The sequence below is a fragment of the Pedobacter sp. NEAU-ZC8 genome, assembly GCF_059278965.1.
Map to the genome: position 1 here is coordinate 68,048 of NZ_JCAJXC010000013.1, position 17,810 is coordinate 85,857.

Below are 17,810 nucleotides of genomic sequence, written 5' to 3' on the forward strand. Positions count from 1 at the left end.
ATCAAATGAAGAAATCTGCAACTTTGTTCTTATTTATCCTGACCTGGATTATTATAGGTATTGGTTTCTATTTTCTAAACAGGAATAGCGCCGAAGAAGCCTCGACAAGGCCACGTGTAACAAGCAAACATGGTGACACGAGCAATCGGGCCGACTTCGTAAATGCGGCACAGTTGGTGACTCCGGCAGTGGTACACATCAGAACGGGGTCTGGTTTAGGCTCGGGCGTGATCATTGCAGCCGATGGTTATATTGCCACAAACAACCACGTGATTGAAAATGCGGAAGCCATCACCGTGATCCTGCCTGACCGCCGGGAGTTTCAGGCTAAGCTCGTTGGCCGTGACCCGAATACCGACCTGGCCTTACTGAAGATCAATGTGAATAAGTTGCCCACCGTGAAGCTGGGTAACTCCGACGAGGTGCTGGTCGGTGAGTGGGTGTTGGCAGTAGGTTACCCATTCTCCTTAAGCACAACAGCCACTGCAGGTATTGTAAGTGCAAAAGGACGCAACATCGGTATCATAGAAGCCAGTCAGCAGGCGGCGGCGGAACAGGCTAGTGGGGCTATTGAATCGTTCATTCAGACTGATGCGGCCATTAATCCGGGAAATAGTGGGGGTGCATTGGTCAACACCAGGGGAGAGTTGATAGGGATCAATGCAGCAATTGCATCAATGACCGGAAGTTACGCGGGTTATGCCTTTGCCATTCCAGTCAATTTAGCGAAGAAGATTCTGGACGACTTTAAGGAATTTGGCGAAGTTAGACGTGGTATTCTTGGTGTAAGCTTTCCATCTCCATCTATAGAGGATCAATTTTTAAAGCAACAAGGTATAAAGCCGGGTTCTGTCAACGGTGTTTTCATCACAGACATTCAAGGCGGCAGTGCAGCTGCAGCTGCCGGGTTAAAAGCTGGGGATATAATTCAGAAAATAGACGGGCAACAGATCTATTCGTCGTCCGAGTTCTCCGAGCGCATTGCAAGGCGGCGCCCTGGTGATGAAGTGAAGTTAACCTATCTGAGGAATGGTAAAGCACAAAACACCACAGCGAAACTGAAGGCAGAGGACCGGTCCCCTGATCTGGCAGCCAGCCAAAGTTTAAACGAGATGTACGAAAAGCTGGGTGCACGATTTACGCCATTGTCGCCTGCGCTAAAACAACGGTTGCAGCTAAACGCGGGAGTGGTTGTAACCGAGGTTAGCCGGAATGGGGTGTTCGGGCAGCTTGGTATTCCTCCAGGAACGATCATCGTGTACATCAACGGCGCGGAGATCGTGAGTCCCAGGGATATCGAAACTGCACTGATCGAAGCTGGCCGGTCCAGGATTCAAATCCTGGCGATTGCACCAGATGGCTCTAAAGTTGCCTTTAACTTTTCATTCGGGGCTTAGCGGGTAACCGGTAGATCATATTTTTGTGAGCACTTGCGAGGTGGTTGATAGGGATTTGCTACGTCTCCATACGTAGCAACCACGTAGCAACTACCTTGCAAGTACGTCTCAAACACCTAGGAACAATCATTTTCCCCGCCACATGAATGCTCAACTTTGTAAGCTTACTGGATATTTTAAGCGGAATAAACCTTTTTTGGCTGAAAATTGCAGTGTTGATTTGCCTTATCAGGAAGCTCGGGTAGCATAAATCATTGGTTTAAGGCATGCACGAGAAGAAAAGATGAAAATTTTTCTAGTTGATCATGAACCGCTTACAGGAAAGATGATGCTTTTGGTTTGTGAAGACTTCCTGGAATTGAAAAATGTTTCTACCTTTGAACCATACCAATCGCAAGGATATGCGGTAACGGTTTGAAAAGAGAAAGAAAAATATTTTAAAATAAATTTCTTTATTAAAGTAAAAGTTCTACTTTTGCAATCCCAAACAACGACAGAATGCAAATTTTGAAGTTGGACAACACCAGTTCGGGGTGTAGCGTAGCCCGGTATCGCGCCACATTTGGGATGTGGAGGTCGTAGGTTCGAATCCTGCCACCCCGACTTAAAAAGCCTCTAAGTGCAAACTTAGAGGCTTTTTTCATTTTGATGGAAATCGAACATATAGAATGGATCAGGTTCAAATATTTTAAAAGCTATGTACTACGGGTTTCGACAGTTAAACACCCCGCTTTGTGGATAAGGCTGTTCTGGATCAAGCGGAATTCTTGGGGGGAATGAATAATTTCTTTCTTTTGCAGTATAAATTATGACTGCTACTTTGAACGAGGCCTCTACTACTTTAATAAGCTTACTACTACCAGAAGGTATTCTGGATTATTTTGATTTAACTCAGGTCAGTAAAGATGCTGCAGGAGTTAATATCTTTCTTGAAGAGAAGAACATTTCCCCTTCAGGCTATCAAAAGCATGAACTGGAGTCAAAAGGCTTTTTGCCTGAAGTTCGTATTCAGGACTTTCCTATTCGTGGTCAGAAAGTTGCTTTGTGCGTCAAAAGGCGGCGCTGGAAGGTTCTTTCAACCGATACTACTATTACCCGGGACTGGGATCTTGTGATAAAAGGGACGCGAATGACAACGGAATTCGGTCTTTTTTTAAAAGGTATTTTTGGATAATCATCCCATCAGCTGCTACCATTTGGGGCAGTACTTTCAGGTAGATGGGAAGTTGCTTCAGGAGCAATACAAAGAACATATCTTGAATACGGCAGCTGGGATCAGAAATCTCATGCGGACCACTGGATGTTGTTTTCAAAGAATGTAAGCACGCGTTTAAGTATCGATGAGACCGCTCTTTCCAATGGTGAACTATATACCATTGTCACAAATAAGGATGCAAAGGGAAGAAAAGGTGCTATTGTGGCTATGATCAAAGGTACTGTAGCAGAAGACATTATTACAGTACTCAGAAAGATTCCAGAACGTTCCAGAAAGCAGGTTCAGGAGGTTACTATGGATATGGCAGCTAACATGCAGCTTGCGATTAAAAGGTGCTTTGTGAATGCTCACCGGGTAATCGATCGCTTTCATGTGCAGAAACTTGCCTACGATGCTGTACAGGAAGTTAGAATAAAATATCGCTGGGAAGCGCTGGATCAGGAAAATGTAGCCATAGCTTCGGCCAGAAAGGAGAAGCGGAACTATGAACCCGAGATACTTTCTAATGGTGATACGCTGAAACAACTACTGGCAAGAAGCAGGTACTTGTTGTTTAAGCACCATAGCAAATGGACTCAGGTACAAAAACATCGCGCTGAATTGCTCTTTGAGCGTTATCCGCTCATCAAACAGGCCTATAACTTATCGGTAAACCTGGGTGAAATCTTTAAACGGTGTAAGAGTAAGGAACAAGCCTTTAAACATTTAGCCATTTGGCACAATCAGGTGGAAGACTGCCAGATTGATGCTTTCAAGAGTGTTGCAAGGTCCATACAGACGCATTACCTGTCCATTCTAAACTTCTTTATAAACAGAAGTACAAATGCCTCGGCAGAGTCCTTTAATGCTAAAGTTAAAGCTTTCAGAGCAACCTCAAGAGGTGTCAGAGATGTAAAGTTCTTCCTGTTCAGACTATCGAAAATCTATGCTTAGCATCTACAGCCCCCAAGAATTCCGCTTGATCCGCTGTTCTTCGAAAGCAAGGCAACATTGTTGACCCAAAAACACCAGTTTTACAGAAGTACATTAGGAATTTGCAAAGCCTTAAGCGGGAAAGTTACTGAAGCAAAATGTACACGACAGATGTGGATTAACTTGAGAAACCGACCAGCTGCGTGTAGTTGCGGGATAAATTTGGAAAATAAATTACTTCGCAACCACACATTTTGCTATATTTAACATCATCGCAATCGGGCTAAAATTATTTTTTGCAGGTTAGATTCTTATTGAGGTCAACCTGGACTTCGCTCTTGAAAATTTCTAAAGCGTAGAATTAGCATCTGTCAGATTATCAAGGAGGAGACAATAATTGATATTGACTCCAAATAATTCGATTTTTTCACATGCATCCTCTGTTTAACTACATCAACGAATATGCATCCACTGCAATGTCTAAAGAAGATTTTGAAGTTTTTCTAACGTCTTTTATTTATAAAAGGTTGAAGAAAAAGCAATATCTACTGGCAGATGGAGAAATATGTAAGTATATGGCCTTTATCGTAAAGGGCGCCATGCGTAAGTATTATATAGATGATAAAGGCGTTGAGCACATTGTAGATTTATATATCGAAAACTGGTGGGCAGGGGACCGTGAGAGTTTTGTACTGTCTACACCTACTTTATACAATATTGATGCTTTGGAAGATTGTGAACTACTCCTTATTTCGAGGGAGCAGACCTTGAAATTGTGTAGAGAATGTCCAAGTTTCAATGAATTTGTATTGAAGCTGGACGAAAACAATCACATTGCTACACAAAAAAGAATAACCTCTTCTATCAGTTTCAATGCTGAAAAACGCTATGAAGATTTTGTGGACAGCCATCCAGATTTTATCCAACGGTTTCCCCAACATTTAATTGCTTCTTATTTAGGTATTACAAAGGATACCCTAAGCCGGGTGCGCAAAAAAGCAATAAGAAAGTAAGCCATTGAAAGCTCCAAACCCATAGCAATGGGCATCTTTTCGCTGGACATTATTATGGAAAGCCTCGATACATGAGTTTTCCTCGGGTGTGGCCGCATGCGTAAAACAAAATATTCTCCAGGCGAGCTATAAATTAGCTGAATTCAACAACTCGTCAATTGACCCTTTGTAAGTTTAACATATAGACATTTGTCTACGTTTCTTTCTTAGAAGTTGATTTAAATTTGAGATAAACAATTACCAGAATTGATGCAGAAGTAGTCGACAACAGGTTTTTGCCAAACTAAATAACTAGTTAAAATCATTATGAAAGCAGCAGTGTTAAACGAGTTCGGCTCAGTAGAAAAATTTGAGATACTGGATATTCCAACGCCAAAACCTGGAGTTGATGAAGTGTTGGTGAAAGTAATGGCAACATCAGTGAATCCACTTGATTTTCAAGTTCGCCGGGGGGACTATAAAAATGAGTTGCAACTGCCGATCATCACAGGGCATGATGTGTCTGGAGTAATTGTAGAAATTGGGTCAGGCGTTAAAAACTTCAAGATCGGTGATGAGGTATATTATACTCCCGAAATTTTTAAAGGCCAGGGAGGCTATGCAGAATATCATGTTGCCAAGGAGTCGATTATTGGTATCAAACCGAAAAACGTAAGCCATTTGGAAGCCGCGACATTTCCTCTAGCAGCCGGTACTGCGTGGGAAATGCTTTATACTCGGGCACAACTTAAAATCAATCAAACAATTTTGATACACGGCGGTGCAGGAGGTGTAGGAATACCCACTATTCAGATAGCAAAAGCTATGGGTGCAACGGTTTATACGACGGCAAGAACCGTGCACCATGAGTTTCTAAAAGAATTGGGAGTGGATCATGTCATTGACTATGAAAAGGAAGATTATATCGATGCGATTTTAAAGCTTACAGCTAACAAGGGCGTGGACGTTGTGATCGATACAATCGGCGGCAATACACTTTCGGACAGCGGCAAGGTATTAAATCAAATGGGACAGGTCGTGACATTAGTTGATCTTGAAAGGCCGCAAAACCTGATCCACGCCTGGGGTAAAAATGCCACTTATCACTTTGTATTTACCAGACAAAGCAGAAACAAACTAAATGAACTTACAAAGCTTATAGAGTCTGGAAAACTGAAGCCTGTATTAAACAAAGTTTTCCCATTATCGGAAATCGGCAAGGCGCACAGCCTGCTTGAATTTAGAGACAGTGATAAGGACTTTTATGGAAAGATCGGCGTAAGAATAGGCAATTAAAACCATCATTAAACGAATGATCTGATATGAGTATAGTTTTACCATATTCATGTTAATCGTTTGAAGTTAAACTACTGACGCAGTAAATAAAACACCCTTGGTCTTTTCTTAAAATTCTTAGACATTTGTCTACGCTATTTTCTCTGAAAGTGATATATTTTTGTTTTTATCAAAGCAAAAAATCCACCTTGGATATCAGTTCAGTAAAATGCATCCACTCTTTCATCATATCAACGATTATGCAATAATCTCCGAAGAAGATTTCAAAGTTTTTATAAGTCATTTTGCGCACCAGAAGATTAGAAAAAAACAATTCCTATTAGAAGAAGGAGAAATCTCTAAACACATGGCCTTTATTGTAAAAGGGGGTATGCGCCAATATTATATAGATGAAAAAGATGTTGAACATATTGTAGATCTATATGTTGAGAACTGTTGGGCAGTCGATCGGGAGAGCTTTGTGATGGGCACACCCAGTCTTTATACGATAGATGCTTGGGAAGATTGTGAAGTACTTCTAATTTCTAGAGAAAACACTTTGAAATTGCGTAATCATTGCGGTGCTTTTGATAAACTGTTAACGAAATTAGATGAACTAAATACAATTGCCACGCAAAAGAGAATTACCTTCTCCATTAGTTTTACAGCAGAGATCCGATACAAACTTTTTATTGACAGCTACCCATATTTGGTCGACCGTTTTCCCCAACACATCATTGCTTCTTATTTGGGCATTACAAAAGATACATTAAGTCGATTGCGTAAGAAGATATACGAGAAATAACAATGGTCCAGATTCGTCCATGCACTGTTCAAAACCACTTGTCTTTGCCATTCCAAATAGTTATCAATTCTTAAGGAGTAAACTCCCATTTTCCTGATAAGAAGCGTGGTAGAAGTATATTTATAATAAAAGATTCAGGTCTTATTACACCTTCTTGTAAATCACTTTACAATGATTAATGTTCAATTGTGAATTCTATTTTTGGTCTAAAAACCTCCTGATTTTCCGAAGTAAGAACTGATGAAAAAAGAACAAATTTAGCGCTTTATTTTTCTGTTAATTTGAATACATCTAGTCCGATTTCCGCTTTTTTTTCATGCTTAATTTTTAATTTATAGACATTTGTCTACTTATTCTTTTTTCCATTACATGCACTTTTGAATTATCAACTTTAAAATTTATAAAGATGGAAAAATCACCAAAAATTGGCCTTCAAGGTCTACTTCGTCCAGAAGACAGCATCGTAGTGTTAATCGATCACCAACCTTTTCAGGTTGCCAACTTGCATAGTCATGAACCTACAATGATTATTAACAATACTGTTGGACTTGCTAAGGCTACCAAAGTCTTTAACGTACCAACTATTCTTACCACCGTTACCGAAGAACGAGGAGGCTATATTATTAAAGGTATTCAAGACGTATTCCCCGAACAAAAACCTATAAACAGAACGTTCATCAATACTTGGGAGGATCCTGCGGTTACGGATATCGTAAAAGAAAGTGGGCGTAAGCAATTGATCTTAGCCGGGCTGTGGACAGAGGTTTGTATTGCAATGCCTGCAATCCAAGCGTTGGGAGAAGGTTATGATGTATTTGTAGTTACAGATGCATGTGGCAGTGTAAGCCCTGAAGCACACGATATGGCCGTCCGTAGAATGGTTCAGGTAGGTATCGTACCAATCAACTGGATAGCCGTGGTTTCAGAATGGCAACGGGATTGGGCTCGTTTAGATACTGCGTCTCAATTAGGTCCTATCTTGTTTGATCACGGTGGCGGAAGCGGAGTTGCTTTAGCCTGGGAATTGCAGTTACTTGCTACAACTCCTCCGCAACAATAATAGATCGTATTAAACCAAAGGCTGTCATATTTTGACAGTTTCTGGTTTATCTATAAAGTAACTCAGACCATGTATACCGCAACGCGTACTTTATAGATATGCTTGCAGAATCTATGTCCTGGCCTAATTAAAAAAATTAAAAAATGAAAAAGAAAACCAGTTTTTCTACTCAAGGACAAAGAGCTGATATAGGAGATTTAACAATTTATCGATTATTGGCGAACAGATATACTGACGCTGTTGGTCCGTTTGTATTTTTAGACCATATCATTCCGAAAGTTCATTCATCAAATATGAATAGCGGAACAGGCGGACATCCTCATCGCGGCATAGCCACATTAAGTTATATTATAGAAGGAGAAGATGAGCATTTCGACAGCTTAGGAAATTATGCAAAAGTGTACTCCGGCGGCGTACAATGGATGAAGGCAGGGAACGGAATCATCCACGATGAGACGTTTAATGTAGATTCTAAAACCGGAACTAACCGCACACATGCTTTTCAGTTCTGGATCAACCTACCTTCAAAAAACAAAGCAGAAAAGCCTGAATACTTATCAATTCAAAGTGATGAGGTTCCGCAGAAGAAATTACCAAATGATGGTGGCTGGATTAAAGTAATCGCTGGAAATTATGAGGATCTGCATTCTAAAATACCCAATTATTCTGAGCAGTTTTTATATCATATCCATATTGAGGCAAATAAAAGTTTTACGGTACCCTTTGAAGAAAAGATGGAAGTCGCCGTATTTCTGCCAACCATGAACACCACACTTAATGATGCAGAATTTCAACAGGGAGATTTCGTGGAATTTGACAGAAATGCTGGCGAAATCGTAATTGAAAATAATTTAACGGAAGCTACGGATGTCATTTTGTTTGGTGGCGAAACCTACATAGAACCCATTGTTGCAGAGGGGCCTTTTATCATGAACAGCCGATCTGAAATAGCTGAAGCGTACCGTGATTTCTATTCTGGTAAATATGGAGAAATCAACAATCAAAAAGGTCGGGTATAAATTAAATGAACATGAGAAACATCAGCGTCATAGGAATAGCAAACCCGGCATCATCGTGGAAGAAAACGAAATTTTGATAACACCATTTCAATCATCATGTTATCACAAAGCTTAGGGAGATGAATAAAAACAATTTCATACCAAACCTGAAGTGGTCAGGATAGACGAAGCAAACAGGTATACCACGGGTAAGCTTGGCTGAGACTACTGATCTGTCAAAGATATATCAGTGGTAATGATAATAGTTGGCTACATCATAAGGCAAAATCATCAAACTAAAATAGAGCTAATTATGGAAGAACATGAGTATTCAAATGGAGAAATAACAATTCTTTGGAAACCGAAATTTTGCATCCATGCAGCGGTTTGTGTAAGGACTTTATCGAAAGTCTATAATCCTAAAGAACGTCCCTGGATAAAGATCGAAAATGCAACTACAGGGGAGCTTATTGATCAGGTTGCAAAATGTCCCTCGGGGGCATTAAGTATAAAAAAGTAACTAATAATCTTTAATTGTGGAAAATACAAAAGTGGTTTTTAAAGAAGACAGCATTTATGCTGAATTACAGCTGTTTTCTGATCAGAAAAAGGCAGGTAAAATGGATATTTCAGTTGCAGACGGAAAGTTACGAGTGTACCATACAGAAGTGGAGGCCGAGTATGAAGGAAAAGGTTTTGCAAAGCTATTACTTGATGAATTAGTAGGCTACGCTAAAGAAAACCGTCTGCGGATTATACCGCTTTGTCCGTATGTTCTTGCGCAATTCAAACGCCACCCCGAAGAATATTCAGCTGTCTGGTTGAAGAGAATGGGATAAAATCAGGTTCATCCTTGGTAGGATGTACATTAGCGACACTCAAGATGTACATCGACCATAAAGGCTTAGCGATTTCAGAGATAGCAGTAGAAGCCAATTTATTCCATAGAATAGAAAATCAGGATATAATCACACTTATTGAGCGGAGGATAATTTTTAAAGATGAACCAGATGTGGAGTTACAAACACGATTGTTAATGGTTGCGGAACAATGCCCCATATCGAAGATTTTAAAAGTAAATATCAAAATCGCTACAGAACTGATTAAATGATTACAGTCTTAGTTTCCAGAACTGATTCTAAACTAAACACCAATAAACACAAGAAATATAAGATGGCACACTTACCCGAACTGATACAAGATATGGCACTGATCCTTTTGGCAGGTGCATTGGTTACAATTTTATTTAAACGAATCAAACAGCCTTTGGTGTTGGGATACATCATTGCCGGATTCTTGGTGGGGCCGCATTTCAGCTTTCTGCCCAGCATCGTGGATCAAGAAAACATAAAGACTCTTTCCGAAATTGGTGTCATCATGTTGCTATTTAGCCTAGGATTGGAATTCAGTTTCAAAAAGCTGGTGAAAGTAGGGGGCTCGGCATCCATTACGGCACTTGTCGAAATTCTATTTGTAGGCCTCGGAGGGTATCTTACCGGATATTTACTAGGTTGGAATCAAATGGACAGCCTTTTTCTCGCTGGTATGTTGGCAAGCTCTTCCACTACAATTATTTTAAAAGCCTTTGATGAACTGGGTTTAAAATCCAAACAATTTGCCAAAGTGGTTTTCGGTGTTTTGGTGGTAGAGGATATTATTGTTATTCTACTAATGGTACTCCTGTCTACTGTCGCCATAACACAACAATTTCAAGGTTCCGAAATCCTGTTTACCGTACTTAAACTAGGCTTTTTCATGGCGTTATGGTTTTTAGTAGGGATATATCTGCTTCCGGTTTTTATAAAAAAGACCAAAAAATGGATGGATGATGAAACGGTGCTCATCCTTTCCATAGGTCTCTGTTTCGGCATGGTATTGCTCGCCACACAGGTCGGTTTTTCTGCGGAATTAGGTGCTTTTGTCATGGGTTCTTTGATTGCAGAAACCGTCTTAGCAGAAAAAATTGAACATCTCACGCTACCTGTTAAGCAACTTTTCGGTACCATATTCTTTGTTTCTGTAGGAATGATGATCGATCCACAGGCAATGTACACCCATGCAGTTCCCATAGTTGCCATCACGCTACTCACTATCGTAGGGAAATTCTTCTTTAGTGGATTAGGAGCTTTAATTTCCGGACAGCCGCTAAAGCAAGCAGTACAAATTGGTTCCAGTATGGCTCAGATCGGCGAATTTGCGTTTATCGTTGCGGCTTTGGGATTGTCACTCGGTGTGATTTCGGAATTTCTTTTTCCAATTGCCGTAGGCGTTTCGGCAATTACGACATTCACGACGCCATACATCATCAAGCTTTCAGAGCCACTGTATGCTATTATTTCAAAAGCCATTCCTGACAAATGGATAGTACGCTTGGATGCATATACTGCCGAAACGCAGAAGAATAAAGACAATCCGCTTTGGAGGAAAATGCTCCAAGAATACAACAGAATACTTGTCATTAATAGCATTATAATTGTTGCCATTGCGCTGATGTTTAAATATATGTTCATTCCATTTTTGAATGTACAGATAGAAAGCTCGCTCTGGCGAAATTTGCTACTGATAAGTGTGGCGACATTGCTAGCATCACCTTTTTTATGGGCTATCCTTAATAAAAAGATCACGATTAAAGAAGGCAGCGGAACCATTAATTCGTACTACCTTAATTATTCACTAACCGGCATTTCTCTCCATGCCGTCAGGTTTCTCGTAGGTATTTTTCTCATCGGCTTTTTCATTGACCAGATCACCACCACCAGATACGCATTAGTGGTCGCAGTTCCGGTAATTGCGGCAATGCTTTGGTTTTTCTCTAGCAAAATTCAAAGAATTCATCAACGGATCGAACAGCAGTTTCTAGCGAATCTTAATGAAAGAGAGCAGCTTGAATATATCCGCAATAAAGGGACTATTGAGTTACAACAAAAAAATATGGAAGCGAAGAAGCATTTTCAGGAATGGGATGCATATGTTACAGAACTGGAAGCCGGTAGTGCAATTCCTTTTGCCGGTATGTCTTTATACGAACTCAACTGGAAAGAGAAATTAGGAATCAATATTGTGTATATACGTAGGAACGAGAGAACCATTCATCTGCCCAATGGAAAACATAGGATACTGCCCAATGACAAAGTAGGAGTTTTAGGGACTGATGAACAGATATCCCAGTTAAAACTTGTTTTTGAGCAAACAGATCCTCTATCAGATAAGGAAGAAGATATGGATATCAATGATATTCAGCTCACTAAAATTCGACTTACCGAAGCCAATTCGTATTGTAAAAAAACTATAAGAAGCTCTGGTATTCAAAAAGATTTGCATAGCCATGTGGTAGGTATTGAAAGAAACGGAGGCCGCATCCTCAACCCAGGGTCGATAGAAAAAATATTAGCTAATGATATTCTATGGCTCGTGGGAGATAGACATAAAATAAAAGCGTGTTTAAAAAATCATGAGAAGAACTTTATGGAAGTATAACCCTTAACAGTTCAAAATGATCTTTCTTAAGCAACATAAAGTCTGAAAAGCAATATGTTTTAGTTTAAAACCGTGTGATAGCGGGAAAAATTTTGATTGCCGATTGTTCACAAATTCCATTGATCTATAGCTTTGAAGGCTTAGAAAATGCCTATCTTGTAATGGCCTGGAAAATCAGTAATAAATTGATTGTCCCGAGATTGAAATGTGCAACTTCGAGCTTAATTGAAATGTTTAAAGCACTTACATTTCTCTTTCTTTTATTTCTCTCTGCGTTGACCTTTGCTCAAGATAGCGTAGTGAACCGGGTTATCTTTATTGGTGATGCCGGGGAGATAAACTATAGGCAGGAAACCGTTATTCCCTTAGCTTCTAATCTGACCTTGGAAGGTAAAACGGTGGTAATGTTCCTTGGAGATAATGTTTATCCGCGAGGGATGGGCCTGCCTGGTACTAAAGAGGAAAATGAAACAGCGGAAATCTTACGTTCTCAGTTTCAGCCAATGCTCGAGAAGCGGGTTCCGATCTATTTCATTCCTGGAAATCACGATTGGGATAAAATGGGAAAGGATGGGCTTGCCAAAATCCAAGCTCAGGGCAAATTTCTAGCCGCACAGCAAGATTCACTCCTGAAGCTGATTCCGGCAAATGGTTGTCCTGATCCGGTTGAAGTTCCCATTTCGGACAATATCGTCATCATCGCCTATGATAGTGAATGGTGGCTCTTCCCACATTCCAAAAGGGACCTGAATGCAAACTGCGAATGTAATTCTGAAGAAGAGGTTATCGAGAAACTGGAAGAATTGCTCTACAAGAATCGAAATAAAACCATCTTGCTCGCTTCCCACCATCCGTTTCAGTCTTACGGCGTTCATGGCGGAAATTACGCATTGAAAGATCATCTCTTTCCGTTTACAGCCCTAAAAAAGAACCTGTATATTCCCTTGCCAGTTATCGGGAGTTTATACCCCTTGCTGAGATCCACTGCATTCTTAAACGCGGAGGACATGCCACACCCAAAATATAAGCGGCTGAAGCGGCGGGTGACTGAGGTTTTTGAGGGATTTCCAAATCTCATTTACGTAGCTGGACACGAGCATGGTTTGCAGTTCATTAAAAACAAAGATCAATATCAAATCGTAAGCGGCGCTGGCTCAAAAAGTTCCTACCTCAGGAAAAACAAAGATGTTCTATACAAAAATTCTATTCAGGGCTTCGTAACAGTGGACCTGATGTTGGATAAAAGCACAAAAGTTACCTATTATACCTACGAAAACCAGGGTATAAAGGCTGACTTTGTTTATCACAAGCCTTACCAAAAAGAGGATGTTTTTTGGCCTGAACAAACGCTCCTGGATAATGATAGTGTCGTTGTAAAAGCAAACGCGAAGTACAATGCCGTTGGTAGCTTTTATAGGAAGCTGTTTGGGGAAAATTACAGACAGGAGTGGGCTGCCCCTACAACAGTTCCGGTGATCCGTATTTCCGAAATTGCAGGCGGACTAAAGCCAGTGAAGCGTGGAGGTGGCATGCAGACCGTCTCTTTGCGTTTGGAAGATCCTAAAGGACGTGAATGGGTATTGCGCAGTGTGAACAAGCGGGCAGAGGCCCTATTACCTAGTACACTTCATTACACTTTCGCTAAAGACTTTTTAGATGATGCGGTGAGTGCACAGCATCCCTATTCTGCGTTGATGATCCCAGCGCTTGCGGATGCTGTTAAGGTACCTCATAGCAATCCCATCATTGGTGTGGTTGCTCCGGATACCGCTTTAGGCGTGCATAATTTAATCATGTCGAATACACTTGCACTTTTAGAAGAAAGAGCGCCTTTGGGTGATTCCGATAACACCTTAAAAATGCTTAGTAAGATTTATAATGATAATGACAATACCTTTGATGGCAAGGCTTTTTTGCGGTCGAGAATGCTTGATCTTCTCGTTGGAGACTGGGACAGGCATGTTGATCAATATCGATGGGTAAACACAAGCGGCGAAAAGAACAAAGATTACCTGGTGGTTCCTCGCGACCGGGATCAGGCATTACGTGTGATGCAAGGGATAATACCTTATTTTGTTTCCCGTTCATGGGCAGTGCCAACCATTCAGGGGTTTGGACCCAAAATAAACAGCTCTAAATACGCGCTGTTCAAGTCTGCTTATCTCAATGCACGCCCAGAGATGCAATTTAGTTTGGAAGAATGGAACGAAGTCTCCAATGAATTTGTCAGCAGCATAACCGATGAGGTGTTGGAGGCAAGTGTAAAGAGCCTGCCAAGATCTTCTTATGAAATTCGCCATAAAGCAATACTACAGGATCTAAAAGCACGTCGTGATGCGATCCCTTCAGAAATGGAGCAGTATTTCAGGTTCATTAACGCCATCGTTGACGTTCGTTTAAGCGATAAAAATGAGTTGGTGCTGATAGAAGATGCTCCAGGAAATATGTTAAGGCTAAAAGTTTCAAAGATCAGTAAGCAAGGCGAGGCGGCGAAAGTGCTTATGGATCGGTCTTATAATCCGGTATTTACAAAAGAAGTACGGGTGTATTTATCCGGTGGACAAGACAGCGTTAACCTAAATAGTCGTAGTTCGGACATTAGGCTGAAAATTATTGGCGGTGCCGGACAAAAGACTTAAAATGTAGTAGCATCGAAAACCAAATTGAAACTTTATAATTATGGAAAGCCCTCCATAACAGGAGAAACTGATAACCTGAAAAGCTATGTTTCTTCCGACAGTGTGATATCGACTTTTGTTCCGGTAAATCTGTACAACGTGACCCGACCCTTGATGACCATTGGATATGATGCTGATGATGGTTTGATCTTGGGTGCCGGCTTTAAATACATCCATCAAAGAGGATTTCGAAAGACGCCTTATACACATACACAGCAGCTGATGGTTTCAGGCGCTGTTGCAACTGGCTCGTTCAAAATCAATTACGAGGGGCGTTGGAGGGAAGCCCTGGGACGTGCTGATTTCATGATTGATGCGGATGTACTTGCGCCGAACAATACCCAGAACTTCTTCGGCCTTGGAAATAATTCCAGCTATGACAAAGAAAACCGTCAGATCAGCTATTATAGAGCACGGTTTAATTTATTTGAATTTAAACCGGCCCTGCAATGGACCATGCCATTAAGTTCTTTTAAGATCAGCCCGGCTTTGCAGTATTACAGCTATAATCCAGCTAAGAATATCGGTAGATTCATAGAGAATAGTAGTGAATTAAACACCTACGATAGTTTAACGATTAACAATAACAAACTCTTTACGGGGCTTGCCTCAGAATTTGTCTTCGACAATCGTGATCATCCAATACTGCCGACGAGTGGAGGGTACTTCAATATTCAGCTAAAAGCATACACGGGATTAAATGATTATTCGAAATCCTTTGTTCAGCTAAGCGCTGAATTCCGGTTCTTAAAAAGCTTTGCAAATGACGCTGTAGTACTGGCGAACCGAACAGGCGGTGGTTTGACCATAGGTAAGACAACTTTTTACCAATCGCTGTTCTTAGGCGGACAAGGCAATTTGCTGGGTTTCCGGAAGTATCGATTTGCCGGAGAACATTTGTTTTTTAATAATCTGGAATGTCGTATCAGGATGGCTCAGATTGGCAGCTATATCTTACCCGGACAACTTGGCTTGATTGGCTTTTATGATTTAGGTAAAACCTGGGCAAAAGGTTATAACAGTAAAGATATTCATCAAGGCGCCGGCGGCGGAATCTATTATGCACCAGCCCAAATGATGGTGCTGCAGGCGGTAGCAGGACATGCTGAAGGCGAGTGGTATCCATATTTTTCTATGGGTTTTCGCTTTTAGGGTGGATTGCCCGTCCGGGCAATGATCAAAATGATTATTTTTACGAATAGAAATTAAAGAATAATTTTTTGCTAAGTCGTCCAGAACCTATGCGAACAAGAATCTATACAACGAAAAAACTGCAGAAATTCGTCGAAAAGCTCATCACCTCCGACACTGATGCTGAAACCGGTTTTCTAGGTAAATGGAATGCTACGCTCTTTTATGTAGAACGGAAAAAATGTTTATTGTTTACGAATGGCTTTACCAAATACAGTGTGATCCTGGCAGACATCAAATCATCGGACTTTAAGAATCTTGAAGAAAGGTTTAAAAGTACTTTCATCAATCAACTAATTTATGATGGAATTATTGCCGATTTCAAAAAGGTTGATGCGCTTATTGGTGCCCTGGACTTTCTGCCTACGGACAATGATCATGTCACCAAAGGGTTTCAGAACCAGCGCATATATGAATTGGAAATTTGGAAAGCAGAATTCAGAACTTTAGAGCAAATGCCAATGACGGAGTTATCGAGTCGAATGAACAGAATACCGATACACATTGGAAAGAGCAAAAGACTTTCTGATTTTACCACTTCCACCAAGGAAATGAAAAATCTAATGTCTCATCTCTGAAGCACTTATATCATCTTTCCACGATACATGATCTTGTTTAATGGATATTCCTTTTCTGACTAAAGCACAAGCCCGAAGGATAATTCTTGATGCTGCCGGTCTTGCCAGAGCGGCGCAATTCGGCATGGGCAAGGAGGCCGTCTACCGCGTCATTGAGCAACTTGGTTTTGTGCAGCTGGACACCAATCTTGTAGTGGAGCGCGCGCATCATCATGTGTTTGCGAGCCGGATACCGGATTATCAAACAAGCTGGTTAGACGAACTCTGCGAAGAAGGTCGCGTGTTTGAATATTTCGCATCCGATGCAGGCTTCATGCCGATGAGCGATTTCCGCTATACCTTGCCTGTAAAACAAGCCTTTTCAACACAACGTGGGGTGCTCACAAAAATGGAGGTAGATTTAATGAATCAGATTCTTGACCAGGTAGAGCGGGATGGACCAGTCAGAATCGGAGATTTTGAAGATGACCGATTGGAAGCTAGTTCAGGATGGTGGGACTGGCGCCCCGCGAAGGTGGCTTTGGAAAGGTTATATCTTGATGGTAAATTGATGATCCGGCGGAACAAAAGCTTTCAGAAAGTTTACGATCTCCCGCTGAACTTCGTACCTGAAGAAATTGATCAGCGTTTACCCAGTGCGGAGGAATACGCGCAATATATCATTCATCGAAGCCTGGGCGCTTTGGGTGTGGCTTATGCAAAAGAGCTGGCCTGGCGTGCACGACGCGTTAAAGGAAATCTGGTAAAGCAGGAGCTGGACAATATGGTCCAAAGCGGAGCAGTAAAGCTGGTGCAGGTGGAGGGTTTAAAAGATCGGCTGTACATGCTGGCAAATCAGCCGGCACAGCCTGAAATCACGGCTGAAGTCTTCATTCTTTCACCCTTCGATATTCTTAATGTTTTCCGGTACCGCCTTAAAGACTTTTTTGATTTCGACTACCAGCTCGAATGTTTTGTGCCGGCTTCTAAACGTAAATACGGCTATTTCTCTTTGCCGATACTCGCCGGAGATACCTTTGTTGCAAGAATGGATGCCAAGGCAGATCGGAAGAACAAAGTGCTGATCATACATAATCTGCACTTCGAACCGCTAAACATTCTTCCAGATCACCTGCTGAAATTGACTATGGCGCTGAAGGCCTTTGTCCTCTTCAACCAATGCATCGATATTCGTTTTATTAATTCGAACAATGATGAATACCTGAATTTCATTAGTAATGAATTCTCCTGA

16 protein-coding genes and 1 tRNA gene are annotated in these 17,810 nt (G+C 41.1%); all 17 read left to right on the forward strand.

Annotated features, from left to right (window positions below; all coding sequences use genetic code 11):
* Nucleotides 1–5: 5 nt before the first annotated feature.
* Nucleotides 6–1,397, forward strand: coding sequence for a trypsin-like peptidase domain-containing protein (locus AC5WJX_RS11725; protein WP_494484664.1), 1,392 nt, complete (start codon nucleotides 6–8; stop codon nucleotides 1,395–1,397).
* Nucleotides 1,398–1,926: 529 nt separating this feature from the next.
* Nucleotides 1,927–2,000, forward strand: a tRNA-Pro gene (locus AC5WJX_RS11730).
* A 205-nt stretch (nucleotides 2,001–2,205) separates the two neighbouring features.
* Nucleotides 2,206–2,571: an ISAon1 family transposase N-terminal region protein gene (locus tag AC5WJX_RS11735; RefSeq protein ID WP_494484665.1), complete on the forward strand. Its 366-nt coding sequence runs from the start codon at nucleotides 2,206–2,208 to the stop codon at nucleotides 2,569–2,571.
* Nucleotides 2,572–2,697: 126 nt separating this feature from the next.
* On the forward strand, nucleotides 2,698–3,546 hold the full coding sequence (locus AC5WJX_RS11740) for an ISAon1 family transposase (RefSeq protein WP_494484666.1): 849 nt from the start codon (nucleotides 2,698–2,700) through the stop codon (nucleotides 3,544–3,546).
* A gap of 455 nt (nucleotides 3,547–4,001) precedes the next feature.
* Complete coding sequence (locus tag AC5WJX_RS11745) at nucleotides 4,002–4,538, forward strand: Crp/Fnr family transcriptional regulator (protein WP_494484667.1); 537 nt, start codon at nucleotides 4,002–4,004, stop codon at nucleotides 4,536–4,538.
* 306 nt (nucleotides 4,539–4,844) lie between these two features.
* The gene (locus tag AC5WJX_RS11750; RefSeq protein ID WP_494484668.1) at nucleotides 4,845–5,813 is read left to right on the forward strand and encodes a zinc-dependent alcohol dehydrogenase family protein; all 969 of its coding nucleotides are present in this window, start codon (nucleotides 4,845–4,847) and stop codon (nucleotides 5,811–5,813) included.
* A gap of 160 nt (nucleotides 5,814–5,973) precedes the next feature.
* Nucleotides 5,974–6,597, forward strand: coding sequence for a Crp/Fnr family transcriptional regulator (locus AC5WJX_RS11755; protein WP_494484669.1), 624 nt, complete (start codon nucleotides 5,974–5,976; stop codon nucleotides 6,595–6,597).
* A gap of 406 nt (nucleotides 6,598–7,003) precedes the next feature.
* On the forward strand, nucleotides 7,004–7,657 hold the full coding sequence (locus tag AC5WJX_RS11760; RefSeq protein ID WP_494484670.1) for a hydrolase: 654 nt from the start codon (nucleotides 7,004–7,006) through the stop codon (nucleotides 7,655–7,657).
* A gap of 143 nt (nucleotides 7,658–7,800) precedes the next feature.
* Entirely contained in the window at nucleotides 7,801–8,676 is an 876-nt protein-coding gene (locus AC5WJX_RS11765; protein ID WP_494484671.1) for a pirin family protein, read from the forward strand.
* Between the two features lie 292 nt (nucleotides 8,677–8,968).
* Nucleotides 8,969–9,175, forward strand: a complete 207-nt coding sequence (locus tag AC5WJX_RS11770; protein WP_494484672.1) for a (4Fe-4S)-binding protein — start codon at nucleotides 8,969–8,971, stop codon at nucleotides 9,173–9,175.
* Nucleotides 9,176–9,191: 16 nt separating this feature from the next.
* Nucleotides 9,192–9,494: a GNAT family N-acetyltransferase gene (locus tag AC5WJX_RS11775; RefSeq protein ID WP_494484673.1), complete on the forward strand. Its 303-nt coding sequence runs from the start codon at nucleotides 9,192–9,194 to the stop codon at nucleotides 9,492–9,494.
* Between the two features lie 14 nt (nucleotides 9,495–9,508).
* Complete coding sequence (locus AC5WJX_RS11780) at nucleotides 9,509–9,766, forward strand: OsmC family protein (protein WP_494484674.1); 258 nt, start codon at nucleotides 9,509–9,511, stop codon at nucleotides 9,764–9,766.
* Nucleotides 9,763–12,132 carry a cation:proton antiporter domain-containing protein gene (locus tag AC5WJX_RS11785; RefSeq protein WP_494484675.1) on the forward strand — a complete coding sequence of 790 codons (2,370 nt, stop codon included), beginning with the start codon at nucleotides 9,763–9,765 and terminating at the stop codon, nucleotides 12,130–12,132. The genes AC5WJX_RS11780 and AC5WJX_RS11785 overlap by 4 nt, the downstream gene beginning before the upstream one ends.
* 74 nt (nucleotides 12,133–12,206) lie before the next feature.
* Complete coding sequence (locus AC5WJX_RS11790; protein ID WP_494484676.1) at nucleotides 12,207–14,771, forward strand: metallophosphoesterase; 2,565 nt, start codon at nucleotides 12,207–12,209, stop codon at nucleotides 14,769–14,771.
* A gap of 24 nt (nucleotides 14,772–14,795) precedes the next feature.
* Nucleotides 14,796–15,962 carry a BamA/TamA family outer membrane protein gene (locus AC5WJX_RS11795; RefSeq protein WP_494484677.1) on the forward strand — a complete coding sequence of 389 codons (1,167 nt, stop codon included), beginning with the start codon at nucleotides 14,796–14,798 and terminating at the stop codon, nucleotides 15,960–15,962.
* 89 nt (nucleotides 15,963–16,051) lie between these two features.
* A complete protein-coding gene (locus AC5WJX_RS11800) occupies nucleotides 16,052–16,579 on the forward strand; it encodes a DUF6933 domain-containing protein (protein WP_494484678.1) in 528 nt (175 codons plus the stop codon).
* A 40-nt stretch (nucleotides 16,580–16,619) separates the two neighbouring features.
* Nucleotides 16,620–17,810 carry a winged helix-turn-helix domain-containing protein gene (locus tag AC5WJX_RS11805; RefSeq protein WP_494484679.1) on the forward strand — a complete coding sequence of 397 codons (1,191 nt, stop codon included), beginning with the start codon at nucleotides 16,620–16,622 and terminating at the stop codon, nucleotides 17,808–17,810.

Coding starts and splice junctions, on each gene's coding strand:
- AC5WJX_RS11725 (WP_494484664.1), top strand. CDS start 6: ATGAAGAAATCTGCAACTTTGTTCTTATTTATCCTGACCTGGATTATT.
- AC5WJX_RS11735 (WP_494484665.1), top strand. CDS start 2,206: ATGACTGCTACTTTGAACGAGGCCTCTACTACTTTAATAAGCTTACTA.
- AC5WJX_RS11740 (WP_494484666.1), top strand. CDS start 2,698: ATGTTGTTTTCAAAGAATGTAAGCACGCGTTTAAGTATCGATGAGACC.
- AC5WJX_RS11745 (WP_494484667.1), top strand. CDS start 4,002: ATGTCTAAAGAAGATTTTGAAGTTTTTCTAACGTCTTTTATTTATAAA.
- AC5WJX_RS11750 (WP_494484668.1), top strand. CDS start 4,845: ATGAAAGCAGCAGTGTTAAACGAGTTCGGCTCAGTAGAAAAATTTGAG.
- AC5WJX_RS11760 (WP_494484670.1), top strand. CDS start 7,004: ATGGAAAAATCACCAAAAATTGGCCTTCAAGGTCTACTTCGTCCAGAA.
- AC5WJX_RS11765 (WP_494484671.1), top strand. CDS start 7,801: ATGAAAAAGAAAACCAGTTTTTCTACTCAAGGACAAAGAGCTGATATA.
- AC5WJX_RS11770 (WP_494484672.1), top strand. CDS start 8,969: ATGGAAGAACATGAGTATTCAAATGGAGAAATAACAATTCTTTGGAAA.
- AC5WJX_RS11785 (WP_494484675.1), top strand. CDS start 9,763: ATGATTACAGTCTTAGTTTCCAGAACTGATTCTAAACTAAACACCAAT.
- AC5WJX_RS11800 (WP_494484678.1), top strand. CDS start 16,052: ATGCGAACAAGAATCTATACAACGAAAAAACTGCAGAAATTCGTCGAA.
- AC5WJX_RS11805 (WP_494484679.1), top strand. CDS start 16,620: ATGGATATTCCTTTTCTGACTAAAGCACAAGCCCGAAGGATAATTCTT.